Source organism: Bradyrhizobium sp. CCBAU 45389, from assembly GCF_028128625.1.
Lineage (GTDB): Bacteria > Pseudomonadota > Alphaproteobacteria > Rhizobiales > Xanthobacteraceae > Bradyrhizobium > Bradyrhizobium liaoningense_B.
The window spans coordinates 242548-257513 of sequence record NZ_LBIY01000094.1; the positions used below are offsets into that span (position 1 = coordinate 242548).

The 14966-nt window shown below is 65.1% G+C and carries 17 protein-coding genes; 12 read left to right on the forward strand and 5 right to left on the reverse strand.

The features are described 5' to 3' along the window. Positions 1 to 15: 15 nt before the first annotated feature. Positions 16 to 969 (reverse strand): hypothetical protein, encoded by a 954-nt coding sequence (locus tag XH79_RS26530; protein WP_271583491.1) that lies wholly within the window; start codon positions 967 to 969, stop codon positions 16 to 18. A 277-nt stretch (positions 970 to 1246) separates the two neighbouring features. Here XH79_RS26530 and XH79_RS26535 point away from each other — a divergent pair, with 277 nt between their 5' ends. Next, the gene (locus XH79_RS26535; RefSeq protein ID WP_271583492.1) at positions 1247 to 2497 is read left to right on the forward strand and encodes a class I SAM-dependent methyltransferase; all 1251 of its coding nucleotides are present in this window, start codon (positions 1247 to 1249) and stop codon (positions 2495 to 2497) included. Between the two features lie 3 nt (positions 2498 to 2500). Here the strand turns inward: XH79_RS26535 and XH79_RS26540 are convergent, their stop codons facing one another. Continuing rightward, positions 2501 to 2707, reverse strand: a complete 207-nt coding sequence (locus XH79_RS26540; protein WP_271583493.1) for a transcriptional regulator — start codon at positions 2705 to 2707, stop codon at positions 2501 to 2503. Between the two features lie 550 nt (positions 2708 to 3257). Between XH79_RS26540 and XH79_RS26545 the strand changes: the two genes are divergently transcribed. Beyond that, a complete protein-coding gene (locus XH79_RS26545; protein WP_271583494.1) occupies positions 3258 to 4769 on the forward strand; it encodes a replicative DNA helicase in 1512 nt (503 codons plus the stop codon). Between the two features lie 80 nt (positions 4770 to 4849). Further along, entirely contained in the window at positions 4850 to 6109 is a 1260-nt protein-coding gene (alr, locus tag XH79_RS26550) for an alanine racemase (protein WP_433996622.1), read from the forward strand. An 11-nt stretch (positions 6110 to 6120) separates the two neighbouring features. Here the strand turns inward: alr and XH79_RS26555 are convergent, their stop codons facing one another. Beyond that, positions 6121 to 6339, reverse strand: coding sequence for a hypothetical protein (locus XH79_RS26555; protein WP_211408389.1), 219 nt, complete (start codon positions 6337 to 6339; stop codon positions 6121 to 6123). A gap of 40 nt (positions 6340 to 6379) precedes the next feature. On the opposite strand from XH79_RS26555, the gene XH79_RS26560 reads away from it, so the two are divergent. Beyond that, on the forward strand, positions 6380 to 7150 hold the full coding sequence (locus XH79_RS26560; RefSeq protein WP_271583495.1) for an exodeoxyribonuclease III: 771 nt from the start codon (positions 6380 to 6382) through the stop codon (positions 7148 to 7150). 138 nt (positions 7151 to 7288) lie between these two features. Here XH79_RS26560 and XH79_RS26565 read toward each other — a convergent pair whose 3' ends face one another. Both XH79_RS26565 and XH79_RS26570 read right to left on the reverse strand, forming a co-directional pair. Continuing rightward, positions 7289 to 8104 (reverse strand): DUF4886 domain-containing protein, encoded by an 816-nt coding sequence (locus tag XH79_RS26565; RefSeq protein ID WP_271583496.1) that lies wholly within the window; start codon positions 8102 to 8104, stop codon positions 7289 to 7291. Between the two features lie 96 nt (positions 8105 to 8200). Beyond that, complete coding sequence (locus XH79_RS26570; RefSeq protein WP_271583497.1) at positions 8201 to 8569, reverse strand: GFA family protein; 369 nt, start codon at positions 8567 to 8569, stop codon at positions 8201 to 8203. A gap of 272 nt (positions 8570 to 8841) precedes the next feature. On the opposite strand from XH79_RS26570, the gene XH79_RS26575 reads away from it, so the two are divergent. From XH79_RS26575 to XH79_RS26610, 8 genes are all read left to right on the forward strand, one after another. Beyond that, positions 8842 to 9582, forward strand: a complete 741-nt coding sequence (locus tag XH79_RS26575) for a FadR/GntR family transcriptional regulator (protein WP_212337300.1) — start codon at positions 8842 to 8844, stop codon at positions 9580 to 9582. A gap of 43 nt (positions 9583 to 9625) precedes the next feature. Beyond that, entirely contained in the window at positions 9626 to 10525 is a 900-nt protein-coding gene (locus XH79_RS26580) for an NAD(P)-dependent oxidoreductase (RefSeq protein WP_271583498.1), read from the forward strand. Between the two features lie 10 nt (positions 10526 to 10535). Then, positions 10536 to 11219 carry an amino acid ABC transporter permease gene (locus XH79_RS26585; RefSeq protein WP_212337304.1) on the forward strand — a complete coding sequence of 228 codons (684 nt, stop codon included), beginning with the start codon at positions 10536 to 10538 and terminating at the stop codon, positions 11217 to 11219. 7 nt (positions 11220 to 11226) lie between these two features. Then, a complete protein-coding gene (locus XH79_RS26590; protein ID WP_212337306.1) occupies positions 11227 to 11895 on the forward strand; it encodes an amino acid ABC transporter permease in 669 nt (222 codons plus the stop codon). Position 11896: 1 nt separating this feature from the next. After that, a complete protein-coding gene (locus tag XH79_RS26595) occupies positions 11897 to 12655 on the forward strand; it encodes an amino acid ABC transporter ATP-binding protein (protein ID WP_212337308.1) in 759 nt (252 codons plus the stop codon). 20 nt (positions 12656 to 12675) lie between these two features. Further along, a complete protein-coding gene (locus tag XH79_RS26600; protein ID WP_212337310.1) occupies positions 12676 to 13470 on the forward strand; it encodes a transporter substrate-binding domain-containing protein in 795 nt (264 codons plus the stop codon). A gap of 68 nt (positions 13471 to 13538) precedes the next feature. Further along, the gene (gene rpiB / locus XH79_RS26605; protein ID WP_212337312.1) at positions 13539 to 13985 is read left to right on the forward strand and encodes a ribose 5-phosphate isomerase B; all 447 of its coding nucleotides are present in this window, start codon (positions 13539 to 13541) and stop codon (positions 13983 to 13985) included. 9 nt (positions 13986 to 13994) lie between these two features. Further along, positions 13995 to 14912: a ribokinase gene (locus tag XH79_RS26610; RefSeq protein ID WP_271583499.1), complete on the forward strand. Its 918-nt coding sequence runs from the start codon at positions 13995 to 13997 to the stop codon at positions 14910 to 14912. The last annotated feature ends 54 nt before the right edge of the window (positions 14913 to 14966 follow it).

The window sequence follows — 14966 nt, forward strand, 5'->3', positions numbered from 1 at the left end:
TCGGAAAATGTGGGCTTACCGCGAGATCGGCGGGGTCGGCGGGCCGGAGGATTCCGCCGGCGGCGGGGCCGCAGCGGTCGCGGGCGCCGCCTCCTGCGGCTTGGCCGTCGGTTCGGAGCTTGCGGCAGGCGCAGCCGGCCTGGGAGCCGCCTCTTCCGCCGCCTTGGGCGCGGCCGGCTCGGCGGGCTTTGCGGCGGCTGGCGGAGCCGGGGTCACCTGCGGCACCGGATCGGGCCGCAGCGCCGGAGCTTCGCTGCCGCGCGGCTCGATCTTGGCAGTATCCGGCTTGGCCTCGGCGGGCTTCTCGGACGGCTTGCTGTCGGACTTGGCTTCGCCGGAATCCACCTTCGCGGTCTCGGGCTTGGCCTCCGGCTTCGGCTCGCTCTTCTTGTCTTCAGTGGCCGGCGCGGCGGCGTCGACCTTCGGCGCATCCTCGGTCCCGGGCTTGCCGCGACGCTTGCCCTTGCGTCCCTCTGGCGCCGGCTGGCCCTCGGGCCTTGCGCTCTCCTCGGCTGGCCGCGCGGCGCGCTTCTGGCGGCCCTCGGCAGGCGGAGCTGCGCCCTCGCCCTCCGGCTTGGCGGCCTCCTGGGAGCGCTGACGGCGGCCCTGATGTTCGGACGCCTGACCAGGCGCGGTGGCGGCTTCCTTCTCCTTGGCGCCGTCCTTCTTGCCGTCCTTGGCCTGGTAGCGGGTGTCGGTGGCGCCGTTGGAGACGAGATAGGAGGCGAGGATGCCCGCCATGTCCGAGCTTGTGGTGTAGTGCTGGCGCAGGAAGCCCGGCAGCGAGCCCGGCGCGACGGACTTCAGCAGCCCGCGCGGGCTCTTGTGGCAGGCATTGCAGGTCTGCGCGAAGAGCTGGGACGGGGTCTTGCCGGCCTCGAGGTTCGTCGCCTGCGCAAGGACGGCATCGGTCGCGCCGAAGCCGATCAGAAGCAATACCGTCGCGAGGCTAAGCGCTCGGCTCGACATTCCCATCATCTCCATTGATTTTCCGCGCAGCCGGCAATCCGGCGCGCGGGCGGGTCACCTTTTAGCGGATTGAGCCGCGAATGGAAGCAGGCTCCGCACGCAAGGTGTGGTTAAGCGCTTTTCGAATATCCGCATTGAACACAACGCAATAGCGGGTCCGGAACAGCCTCCCTAAATTTAGATGCAAACGCATAGGAACCCGAGCGGGACCTGGGCGTCAGATGTGAAAAGCCGGCTTGATCGCATCTCTTCGGGTTCGCTCGAGAGGAAGGTGTCGATGGACCGTTTGTTGCGTCGATTCTTGTCTCAATTCATCCGTCGCGGGTCGATGACGGTGACCACGGCGGCGGGATCGAAGTTCACTGTCGGCGACGGCTCTGGCGAGCCGGTCGCAGTGCGCTTCGTCACCCCTGAGGCGGAGCGGAAGATCCTCGTCAACCCCGAGCTCGGGCTTGGCGAGGCCTATATGGACGGCGAGTTCGTGGTCGAACGCGGCACCATAGCTGATGCCCTCGCGATCCTGCTCGATCAACCCGACCTATTGCCGCAGTGGGCAAAACCCTGGTGGCACCTGCGCTACCTGACGCGACACCTGAAGCAATTCAATCCGCGCTCGCGTTCCCGCGCCAATGTCGCCCATCACTACGATCTCGACGCGCGGCTCTATTCGCTCTTCCTCGACGCCGACAAGCAATATAGCTGCGCCTATTTCGAGACGCAGGACACGACGCTCGACGATGCGCAGCTCGCCAAGAAGCGCCACATCGCCGCTAAGCTGCTCATCAAGCGCGGCCAGCGCGTGCTCGACATCGGCTCGGGCTGGGGCGGGCTCGGGCTCTATCTCGCGGAGATCGCAGGCGCCGACGTCACCGGCGTCACGCTGTCGACCGAGCAACTGCAGATCGCCAATGCGCGCGCGACCGAAAAGGGCCTGACCGGATCGGCCAGATTCCTGCTCCAGGACTATCGCGACATCGACGGGCCATTTGACCGCATCGTCTCGGTCGGCATGTTCGAACACGTCGGGGCGAGGTTCTACGATGCCTACTTCCAGCGCTGCGCCGAACTGCTGAGCGAGGACGGCATCATGCTGCTGCACTCGATCGGCCGTTCGCAAGGGCCGGATTCGACCAATCCCTGGATTGCCAAATACATCTTCCCCGGCGGCTACATCCCCGCTGTGTCCGAGGTGCTGCCGGCGATCGAGCGTGCGGGCCTCTTGGTCTGCGACATCGAGATCCTGCGTCTGCATTACGCCGAGACGCTGAAAGCCTGGCGGACGCGCTTCATGGCCCGGCGCGAGGAGGCCGTGCAGCTCTATGACGAGCGCTTCGCGCTGATGTGGGAATTTTATCTGGCGGCCTGCGAGATGACGTTCCGCAAGCAGGCCATGATGAACTTCCAGGTCCAGCTCACCAAGCGCCAGGGCGTGGTCCCGATAACCCGTGACTACATCGCACGCAATGAATCCCGCCTGCGCGCCATCGAAGGCGGCGCTAGGACAAGGCTGAAACTCGCAGGTGAATAGGTTCTAGTGACGCAGCGTCGATATCGGGGACGCGCGGAAAGAGGCCGTTAACGCCAATTGCGCCCGCACTTCGGCCAGGATTTCGGGCGCGACCGGCTGGCGGCGCACTTCGGGGCGCTCGGCGTGCTGCATGGCCGCAATCAGCCCGGACAGCCAAAGCCGGCTGCCTGCCTCGCTCCGCCAGATCTGTTGCTGCCGTTCTGGCCGCATCGCTCGCCTCGTCTTCCCGTCGCGGGTTGGGACAATCCCCTGCCCGCCTGCCTGTTCCGGCCCTACCCCGAAAGAATCCGGGGAGATGTGATCTGCTTCACATAAGTCTGGTCGGGTCCGGCCTAGACCGTCGCCATGAGCAAAGAGACCCAAACCTCATTCGACGTGCAGGACGACCTCCGCACCGATTACGCCCTGATCGCCACGGGCGTCGGGGCGGCGCTGGTTGCGCTGGTCTACCTCCTGCTGGTCTGAAGCCGAGCCCAAGGCGGCCAGCGCGCGCGTCATTCCGCGCGCTTCCCGAATAGGTCTGCGCGCCCATCCCCGAGGTTCACGGTTTCAGGATTTTTCCATGGCGTGGGACCCGGCCGCCTTGGGACGGGCGAGTTCCGCCAAAATCCGTCAAGCGCGGCGCATGCTGCGGCTGCTAATCATCCACCATTTTAACTGAGCGGTTGATAGCGGACAGCTTTCGCTTCCGCTTTGGCGTGAGGCGGCGCTTTATCCCGGCCCCGCATCTGCCCAAGAAAATTGCTAAGCACGCGCGATCATGGCCCTGACTGATTCGAACGTCCTCAAACTCGCGCCCGAAGCCGGAACTCCCGCCTATCGGAGCGCGCCGCATAATATCGAGGCGGAACAGAGCCTTCTGGGCGCGATCCTGGTCAACAACGATGCTTTTTACCGCGTCTCCGACTTCCTGGAGGCGAAGCATTTCTTCGAGCCGCTGCACCAGACCATCTTCGAGACCGCCGGCAGCCTGATCCGGATGGGCAAGATCGCCACACCCGTCACGCTGAAGACGTTCCTGCCCGCCGATACCGATGTCGGCGGTATGACCATCGGGCAATATCTGGCGCGGCTTGCCGCCGAAGCGACCACCATCATCAACGCCCAGGACTACGGCCGCACCATCTACGACCTGTCGCTCAGGCGCGACCTGATCGGCATCGGCGAGGACATGGTCAACGTCGCCTATGACGCGCCGGTCGACTTCCAGCCCCGGGCCCAGATCGAGGACGCTGAGCGCAAGCTCTACGAACTCGCCGAGTCCGGCCGTTATGACGGCGGGTTCCAGAAATTCTCGCAGGCGTTGGCGGTCGCAGTCGACCTCGCGGCAAAGGCGTTCCAGCGCGACGGAAAGCTGTCCGGCATCTCGACGGGCATGCGCGACCTCGACACCAAGATGGGCGGCCTGCAGCATTCCGACCTCATCATCGTTGCGGGACGTCCCGGTATGGGCAAGACGTCACTGGCGACCAACATCGCCTACAACGTCGCCAAGGCCTACGTTCCGGAACTCCAGGCCGACGGCACCACGAAGGCCGCCAATGGCGGCGTGATCGGCTTCTTCTCCTGCGAAATGTCGGCCGACCAGCTCGCCACGCGTATCGTGGCCGAGCGCACCGGCGTTCCCTCCTCCCACATCCGCCGCGGCGGCATCTCGGAAGCCGATTTCGACAAGATCCGGGAAGTCTCGATCGAGCTGCAGTCGCTGCCGTTCTATGTCGACGCGACCGGCGGTCTGTCGATCGCGCAACTGATGGCGCGCGCGCGCCGACTGAAGCGACAAAAGGGCCTCGACCTGCTCGTGATCGACTACATCCAGCTGCTCTCGGGCTCGGGCAAGCGCGCCAGCGACAGCCGCGTGCAGGAAATCACGGAGATCACGACCAGCCTGAAGGCGCTCGCCAAGGAGCTCAACGTTCCCGTGATCGCGCTGTCCCAGCTGTCGCGCCAGGTCGAATCCCGCGACGACAAGCGGCCGCAGCTCTCCGACTTGCGTGAATCCGGATCAATCGAGCAGGACGCCGACGTCGTGCTGTTCGTTTACCGCGAGGAATATTACCTCGCGATGAAGGAGCCCCGCCCAGGCACGCCTGAACACGAGAAGTGGCAGCTTGACATGAGTCTTGCGCACGGAAAGGCCGAGGTCATCATCGGCAAGCAGCGCCACGGCCCGACCGGCACCGTCGATTTGGCGTTCGAAGCCTCGGTCACACGGTTCGGCGACCTCGCGCCTGACAGTCAGCTGCCGGCTCGCAGCGGCAACGACTACTGAGTGCTTCTCAGTTTCCTTGGGTTGAACCGCGCGGGTCTCTTGCGTAAAACGACGCCATGACAATGGCGTCCGATCCGAAAATGAACCCGCAATCCGGCCTTCTCTCCGCGGAAGCCAACCAGGCTGCCGCGCTCGCTGCTTACGGCGGCGTGCTCACCGTCGATCTCGACGCGATCATCGCCAACTGGCGCAAGCTCGAGAAGACGGCGGTGCCGGCCGAGTGCTCGGCGGTGATCAAGGCCGACGCCTATGGCTGCGGCGCCGAACAGGTCGCGCGCGCGCTGAGCAAGGCCGGCTGCAAGACCTTCTTCGTCGCCACCATCGAGGAAGCGCGCAAGGTGCGCGCGGCCGTGCCGGAGCCCACGATCTACGTGCTCGGCGGCTATTTCCAGAACACCGGCGAGCACTACGCCCAGATCAACTGCCGGCCCGTGATCGGCGATCTCAACGAGCTCGCCGAATGGGACGTGTTCTGCCGCCGCACCGGCTGGAACGGCGGCGCCGCAATCCACATCGACACCGGCATGAACCGGCTCGGTCTGACGCTATCGGAAGCGCAGGCCATCATTCCCCGTATCAATGCCGGCGATCACGGCATCACGCTCGTCATGAGCCATCTGGTCTCGGCCGAGCAGCTCAACAGCCCCGTCAACGCCAAGCAACTCGCTTCCTTCCGCGGCATCGCCAGCGAATTCTCCGGCGTGCCGGCGGCGCTCGCCAACTCGTCAGGCATCTTCCTCGGCGCACCCTTTCAGTTCGATCTGGTGCGGCCGGGCGCTGCGCTCTACGGCGTCAACCCGACGCCGGAGGCCGACAATCCGATGCAACAGGTGGTCGACCTCAAGGCGCGCATCGTGCAGATCCGCAATGTCGAGCGCGGCGAGGGCGTCGGCTATGGCGGCACCTGGACCGCGCGGCGGCCGACCAAACTGGCGATCATCGCGGTCGGCTATGCCGACGGCTATTTCCGCGCCGCCAGCTCCAACGACGGCACCCGCGGAGCCGAGGTGATCGTCGCGGGCAAACGCTGCCCCGTCGCGGGCCGCGTCTCCATGGATTTGATTGCGATCGACATCACGGATCTGCCGCCGAACGCCGTACGTCGCGGCCACATGGTGACGCTGCTCGGCGAAGGCATCACCGTCGACGAGCTCGCGCATCATTTCGGCACCATCGGCTACGAGGTGCTGACCAGCCTCGGCCATCGCTATGCCCGCGTCTACAAGGGCGGCAATGTGGTCGAGCCGCTGGCAAAGCCGGCTCCGGCGACGGCAGCCGAGCAGCCGCCCTCACCGCCGCCGATCGAGCAGCCGGCGGCCCCGCCGCCGCTGCCGAGCTAAACCACCCGCGCCTACTTCTTCTTCCTGCTGTCCAGCGCTGCCTTGCAGGTGGCGCTGAGCTGGTCGCGCTTGGCGTTGAGGCAGGCGACGATGCCGCCGCCCGGCGCGATGCCGGCGCAGAATTTGTCATAGTCCGCCTTGCACGCACCGCGCGTTTCGGCTGACTGTGCCGAAGTGGCCCCGGAGAACGCGACGACGAACGCAATAGCGGCAAAGCTCAACTTGGACATTGTTTCTCCGGAGACGGAAGGCAGGAGCCGGTAGCTCTACATGAAGATCGCGACATTCAACATCAACAACGTCAACCGCCGCCTGCCCAATCTGTTGGCATGGCTGCGCGCGGCAAAGCCCGATGTCGTCGCGCTGCAGGAGTTGAAGGCAAGTGATGGCGAATTTCCGGCCGCAGCCATCGAAAAGGCCGGCTACGGCGCAGTGTGGTGTGGACAAAGGACCTGGAACGGCGTCGCCATCCTCGCCCGCAACGCCGAGCCGGTGCTCACACGCGATCACCTGCCGGGCAACCGCGACGATCATGAGGCGCGCTACATCGAGGCCGCGGTGCGCGGCATCATCGTCACCAGCATCTACTTGCCGAACGGCAATCCGCAGCCGGGACCGAAATTCGACTACAAGCTCGACTGGCTCGCACGCCTCAGGCGCCACGCGAAAAGCTTCATCAAGCAGGACCTGCCCGTGGTGCTCGCCGGCGACTACAACGTGGCACCGACCGAGATCGACATCTATCCGACGCGCTCATGGGACAAGGATGCGCTGATCCAGCCGAAGAGCCGCGCAGCGTTTGCCTCGCTCGTCGAGCAAGGCTGGTGCGATGCGATCCGCGCGCTATATCCGGACAAGCGCATCTACACGTTCTGGGATTACAAGCGAAACCGCTGGCCTCGCGATGCGGGGCTCAGGCTTGATCATCTCTTGCTCAGCCCTGCCCTGGCTTCACGCCTCGCGAAAGCCGGTGTCGACAAGAAGGTGCGTGCCGAGGATGGCGCGAGCGATCACGCGCCGGCGTGGTTGGTGTTGAAATAACGACGATCTCGTAGGGTGGGTTAGGTTTGCGGACTGCGCGAAGCGCAGACCGCAAAGCGTAACCCACCACTTCTATCTCCGCGGATCTGAACAGGGGTGGATTACGCTTCGCTAATCCACCCTACGGCCGAGATCGGATCACCGCCCGTAATAGTCCTGCACCGTGTCCCACGCCGCCTTCTGCAGCAGCTGCGTCGTCTCCGCATCCAGCCCCATGTTGTAGGAATTGCCGACCGGCGTGCGGCCGCTCAGCGCGGCGAATGTCACGCACGCAGCCAGATACGTGCCTGCCGGACTCGGATGCCGCTTGTCCGGCGCATAGAGATTGAGCTCGGGCGCAAGCTTGCGCACGCGCGCGAAGGCAAGGCCAGCGGGAATGACGAGCGCATCATTGGCGTTGCCGGCGAGCGTATAGGCCTCGGCCAACGCTTCCGTCATCTCCGGCTTGTCGGCATAGGCCCAGGACATAAAAAACACCGGCCTCATGTCGTGGGCGCGGACGATCTCGCTGTCCTTCTTCGCGAAGGTCGTGAACGCGTCCTTCAATTGCGGATGGATCGGGCACTGGCTGCAATCCATCATCACGACGGCGTCGTACTGCCTGCCCGGCTTGTTGAAGATCACGACGTTCTGCTCGTCGAAGGAATAGGCGCCGATGCCGGCCGGCCGCAGCAGATTCTCCATGTCGTGCCAGTCGAGGCCGGAGCCGCCGATCGTGACCATGGTGTTGCGATAGGCCGCCTTGTTGGCGGCATCGGCTGCCCGCTCCATGAAGGTGAGATGCCCGGGCATGCCGTTGTTGTAGTAGAAGAAGCTGTTGCCGACGAACAGCGCCGCCTTGGGGAAGTCAGGTCCGAGCGACGTGACCTTCGGCTTGGTCTGCGCCTGTGCATTGAAGCCGGTTGCAACGGCCAGACACATTGCAAGCACCACTCGCGCAAAGAGACGCATCATGGATTTCCTCCCGCTTTTCTAGAGCCGGAAACAAACCAGCTTTTCAAAACGACCTCAAGAGGACGGTCGCGCAGCAGAGAGGCGCGCCTTTCACGCTCACCACAGATTCTTGCCGTCGATCATGTTCACCGGCACCGCATCGAGATCGAAATCGTCGAACAGGCGCGCGTTCACCGCGACCTTGGGATTGTCGAAGTCGGGCTTGCCGCTCGACCAGTCCGGCGATTCCGAATAGGTGCCGCAGCCGCAACTGGCGCAGAAATGATGTTTGACCGTGCGGCTGCCCCAGAGATAGGTCGCGACATTGTCCGCCGGCGATAGCAGGCGAAACTGCGCCGGCGTGTAATAGGCCCACAGCGCGCCGCGCTTGGCGCAGAGCGAGCAGGTGCAGCGCGTGACGCCCGAAGGCGCCTCCGTCACCTCGAACACCGTCTCACCGCAATGACAGCTTGCCTCGATCGGCATGACCCGCTCTCCCCGTTTGTCAGGAGATGGTCGTAGCCGGCCGCTGCTGCCAACATGCTGTCAGCAGCAAGGCTCGTCGGCGGCTTCCTTGGTCGGTCCAACAAAAACACGAAAAACAACCCCATGCACAGTAGCCGGCCCTAGGCGATTCAATGCCTTAGCAGCACTTGTTGAAGCCCTCGCCCGCCTCCCGGCCAAGCGACCGAACCCCTTGACCTCGGCCGCTTGGTTAGCATACTGGTCTGACCAAGATCAGACCAAACGGAATTGGGATGGAGCTCAAGCGGACCACTGAGGGCGAAAAAGGGTTCGAGAAGGTGTTCGCCTTCCTGCGCGAGCGCCTGCTTGCGGGCTCGCTCAAGCCGGGCGACCGCCTGATCTCCGAACGCGAGCTGGCAACCCTCCTCGGCGTCAGCCGGCCGATCGTCCGCGAGGCGCTGCGCGCCCTCACCGTGCTCGGCATCGTCGAGATCCGCGATCGCATCGGCACCGTGGTGACCCGGCCTGATGTCTCCGTGCTGAACGACTTCTTCACCTTCGCGCTGGCCCAGCAGGCCGACATGCTCGACGACGTCATGCAGGCGCGCGTCGCGATCGAATGCCAGGCGATCCGGCTCGCCTGCGAGCGCGCCAACATTGCCGATTTCGAGCGCCTGCAGCGCGCGCTCGCCAGGATCGGGGAGACGATCGACGAAGCCGATGCCGGCGGCATGGCCGATTTCGAATTCCATCGCGCCATCGTCGTCGCATCGCATTCGGAGACGCTGACGGTGCTGCACTCTTCGATGGCGGGCCTGTTGACGCATTCGCATCGCAGCCGCCGCGAGCTGGTGCAGGCCTTCCCGTCGATGAAGACCTATCTGATCGACGACCACCGCCGCATCTTCGAAGCCGTCATCGCGCGCGATCCCGAGCGCGCGGACGCGACGCTGCGCAAGCATTTTGCCATCGGCGACGAATACCGGCGGCGCGCCGTCGTCGGCGACATCGACAAGACCAGCGCCTCGCGCTGATCGCTGACGAACCAAGAAACTAACCAAGAAACGGATCGATAACATGGGACGGAACGACAAGGGCAATGTCGGCTTCATCGGCATCGGCACGATGGGCCGGGAGATGGTGCGCAACCTGCTCAAGGCCGGCCACGCCGTGCGCGCCTTCGATCTTAACGAGACCGCACTCACCGATAGCGTCAAGGACGGCGCGACGCGCGCCAACAGTCCCGCCGATGCCGCTGAAAGCGCCGACATCGTCATCACCATGCTTCCCGACACGCCGCATGTCGAGGCGACCATTTACGGCGAGCACGGCCTGCTGAAGTCTCCTCCATCAGGCAAGCTCATCGTCGACATGAGCACGATCTCGCCGGTCGCGGTCCGCCGCATCCATGCCGACCTGCAGAAGGTCGGCGTCGGCTTCATCGACGCGCCGGTCTCAGGCGGGCCCGTGGGCGCCAAGAACGCGGCGCTCTCGATCATGGCCGGCGGCGATGCGGCTGCCTTCGCGCAGGCCGAGCCGTTCTTCCGCGCGATGGGCACCACCATCACCCATGTCGGCGCGGCCGGCGCCGGCCAGACCGTGAAACTCTGCAATCAGCTGATCTGCGGCATCAACATCCAGGCGATCTGCGAAGCGCTGGCGCTCGGACGCGCTTCGGGCCTCGATCTCAACCTGCTGCGCCATGTGCTGCTCGGCGGCTCCGCCGCCTCCTGGATGCTGGACAAGCTCGGCCCGGCGATGATCGCGGGCGACGTATCCGCCGGCTTCCGGATCGATCTGCAGCTCAAGGACCTTCGCCTGGTGCAGGAGCACGCGCAGGCCCTGAACGTGCCGCTGCCCGGCACCGCGCTGGTCACCAGCCAATATGTCGATGCGCGCGCCCATGGCGAAGGCAGCAACGGCAACCAGGCGCTGTTCCGTGTCTATGACCGCATGACCAACCAGACCACCGGCTGAAGCAACGGCGATGAGCCTGCAACTCGACTTTCCCGCAGTGCTGGAGCGTTGGCCGAGTTTTCTCGCCGGCGCCGTCCTCACGCTGGAGCTGGCGGCCTTCGCGACGGTGCTCGGCGCCCTGCTCGGCACGCTCGCGGCGGTCGGGCGCGGCACGCACAACGCGCTGATCGCAGGCGCCTGCAAGGCCTATGTCGAGACCATCCGCAACACGCCGCTCCTGGTGCAGATCTTCCTGGTCTATTTCGGCCTCGCCAGCCTGGGGCTGAAGTTCTCCGCCTTCGCGGTCGCGGTGGCCGCGCTGACCATCAATGTCGGCGCCTACACCGCCGAGATCATGCGCGCCGGCTTCGAGGCGATCCCGCGCGGACAGATCGAGGCGGCCGAAGGGCTGGCGCTGTCGCGGCTCCAGATCTACTGGCACATCATCCTGCTCCCGGCAGTCGAGAAGGTGTATCCGGCGCTGACCAGCCAGTTCGTGCTCTTGATGCTGGCCTCCTCGGTCTGCTCGCAGATCTCGGCCGAGGAGCTCACCGCGGTCGCCAACTACATCCAGTCGGACACCTATCGCGCGTTCGAGACCTACATCATCGTCGCCGTGCTCTACGTCATCCTGTCGCTGGTGATGCGCGCGGGCTTCTGGGGCCTCGGCCTCGTGCTGTTCCCGCGCCGGCGCAAGCTCGGCACGCCGCTGTGAGATGAGCATGGGCGGACATCTCAACATCAATCATCTGATGTTCCTCGGCCAGGGCGCGCTTTGGACCATCGGCCTGTCGGTGATCGCGCTGATCGGCGGTGGCATCGTCGGCTTCGTCATCGCGCTCGCGCGCATCTCGCCGCTGAAGTCGGTGCGGCTCGCCAGCGCAACCTATGTCCAGCTCGTTCAGGGTACGCCGCTGCTCGTCATCCTGTTCCTCGGCTATTTCGGCCTCGCCGCTATCGGCCTCAAGGTCTCGCCGCTCACGGCCGCAAGCGCCTCGCTGACGCTCTACGTCGCCGCCTATCTCGGCGAAATCTGGCGCGGCTGCATCCAGTCCGTGCCGAAGCCGCAATGGGAGGCCGCCGAAGGCCTCGCGCTGACCCGGACCCAGCGCATGATGAAGGTGATCCTGCCGCAGGCGATCCGCATCGCGACGCCGCCGACTGTCGGCTTCATGGTGCAGATCATCAAGAACACCTCGCTCGCCTCGGTGGTCGGCTTCGTCGAGCTGATGCGCTCGGGCCAGATCGTCAACAACTCGCTGTTCGAGCCGTTCGCCATCTACGCCATCATCGCCGTCACCTATTTCGCCATGTGCTATCCGCTGTCGCTGTTCAGCCAGAGGCTGGAGCGGCGGATGGGGCGCGGCAGGTCCAACCTCGCACCGGCCTGACATGCAGCAGAACGCTATCTCCTCCGAACCCATCGTGTCGCTCCGCGACGTGCAGAAGAGCTTCGGCCCGCTCAGGGTGCTCGACGGCGTCTCCTTTGCCGTCGAACGCGGCGAGGTGCTGGCGCTGATCGGCCGCTCCGGCTCCGGCAAGAGCACGGCGCTGCGCTGCATCGACCGTTTCGAGAAGGTCGACGGCGGCGAGATCGTCGTCTGCGGCCACCGCGTCGACCGTCCCGACGTCGACCTGCGCGCATTGCGCCAGGACGTCGGCATCGTGTTCCAGAGCTACAATCTGTTTCCGCATCTCACGATCGAGCAGAACATCACGCTCGCACCTTGCGCGGTGAAGGGCATTGCGACGGCCCAGGCCAGGGATCTCGCGCGAAAAGTGCTGGCGCAGGTCGGGCTCGAGGAGAAGCTGCACGCCTATCCCGAGCAACTCTCCGGCGGCCAGCAGCAGCGCGCGGCGATTGCCCGCTCGCTGGCGATGCAGCCGAAGGTCATGCTGTTCGACGAGGTCACCTCCGCGCTCGATCCCGAGCTCACCGCCGAGGTGCTGAAGGTGATCGAGCAACTCGCGGCCGACGGCATGACCATGGTGATGGTCACCCACGAGATGGGCTTTGCCAAGGGCATCGCCGACCGGATCGTCTTCATGCATCGCGGCAAGGTCCACGAGACCGGACCCGCCTCGATCCTGACGTCGCCGACCACGCCCGAACTCACGCAATTCGTGGGGACGGGAAATCTAAAATCATAACAGGGAGAGGAGAACCAAGAATGACAAACAGGACATTGCTGGGCACCGCCGCCGCGTTGTGCGGCCTCATCATGATGGCGGCGACGCCAGCATCGGCCGATCTGCTCGACGACATCACCCAGGCGAAGAAGATCCGCATCTCGACCGACCTCGCCATCCCGCCCTCGGGCATGATGGACTCGAGCATGAAGCCGACCGGCTCGGATGTGGAAGTTGCGCAGCTGCTCGCCAAGGACTGGGGGCTCGAGCTCGAGTTCATCCAGACCACGGGCGCGACCCGCATCCCCAACGTCCTCACCGGAAAGGCCGACATCATCATCTCGACCCTGTCGGTGACGCCCGAGCGCGCCAAGGTGATCGATTTCACCAAGCGCTATGCGACGCTGCAATCCGACGTCGGCTGCCTGAAGTCGTCGACCGTCAAGGACTGGCCCGACGTGAAGGACAAGTCGATCGGCGTCTCGCGCGGCACCACGCAGGACACCACCCTGTCCAACATGAAGGACAAGGATCTCAAGATCGCCCGCTATGACGACGACGCCACCATGGTGACGGCGGCCGTGTCCGGCCAGGTCGATTGCGTCGGCTCGTCCGCGACGATCATCAACCAGATCGGCGTGAAGAATCCCTCGCGCGTGTTCGAGTCCCGGATTCCGCTGGCGACCTTCGACCTTGCCATCGGCCTGAAGAAGGGCGAGCAGCGCCTGATGGACAAGCTCAACGCCTGGATCACCGAGAACGTCAAGAACGGCAAGCTCAACGCGATCTACAAGAAATTCCACGGCGTCGATCTGCCGGCGGACATGCGTAGCTGAAACCAAGGAGACCCGTGACAGCCGTTTTGCGGCTGTCACGGCCAATGCCAAATCAAGAAGGACATCACATGCGTCTCGTCATCGGATCCGACCACGCCGGCTGGCCGCTCAAACAGACTGTCATCGACCACATCCGCAAGCTCGGCCACGAGATCGTCGACGTCGGCTCCTATGACGACAAGCCGGTGGATTTCCCCGATATCGCGCGGGCGGTGGCGCAGAAGGTGACCTCGGGCGAAGCCGCGCGCGGCATCATGGTCTGCGGCACCGGCGTCGGCGCCTCGATCGCCGCCAACAAGATGAAGGGCATCCGTGCCGCGGTCTGCCACGACGTGCATTCGGCGCATCAGAGCGTCGAGCATGACGATGTGAACGTCATGTGCATCGGCGCGCAGATCGTCGGCGCCTGGCTCGCGGTCGACCTCGTCTCGTCCTACCTCTCCGCCGAGTTCTCCACCGACGAGGATTTCCGCCGCCGCGTCGAGAAGCTGCGCGTCATGGACGAGCAAGGCTGACATCCCCTCATGATCCTGGTGTTCGGGTCGCTCAATATCGATCTGGTCGCGCAGGTCCCGGTCATCCCCGGGCCCGGCCGGACGGTGCTCGCACCGTCCTATCAGACGCATTTCGGCGGCAAGGGCGCCAACCAGGCCGTCGCCGCGGCGCGGATCGCTGGAGCAGGACCGGTCCGGATGGCGGGCCGCGTCGGCCGGGACGGATTTGGCGACAGCGCGATCGAGAACCTCCGGACGAACGGCGTCGACACGACTTTCGTCGTCGGGGGCGACGAGCCCACCGGCTGCGCCTTCATCACGGTTGACCAATCCGGCGAGAACGCAATCACGGTCGCTAGCGGCGCCAACTTGACTGCTAGCGCCGGTGACCTGCCGGCCGAGCTTTTCAGGCCCGACACGGTGCTCGTGCTGCAGATGGAGGTGCCGTTCGCACAGGCGCTGGCAGCGGCGCGTCGGACAAATACGGCTTCCGGGACCGTGATCTGGAATCTCGCGCCGGTCCCGGAGAAGATGACGCGTGAGATGGTGACGGAAATTCTCGCCGTGACCGACTATCTCCTCGTCAACGAGCACGAGGCGCTCGATGCCGCCATGGCCATTGGCCTTGCGACGGTCGATTACGAAGCCGCAGCCGCGGACCTCGCGAAGGCCGGCGACCTCACCTGCATCGTGACCGCCGGCGCGCAAGGTGCCCTGGCTGTCACAGCGGACGGAACCCGTTTGCGCGCGCCCGCCCTGCGCATCACGCCGGTCGACACGACCGGGGCCGGCGACACCTTCGCCGGCGCGTTTGCGGCGATGCTGGGCGAAGGCGTAGCGCTGCAACGCGCGCTCGCCGTGGGCTGCGAAGCGGCCGCATTGAAGTGCCTCAAGGCCGGCGCGCAGACCGGCATGCCAATGCGCAGCGGATTGGGTTCCCTCGCCTAGAACGCATCGCTCGCGTCCCTGCCCGCGGCTACACTCCCCCGATTCGTGGAGACC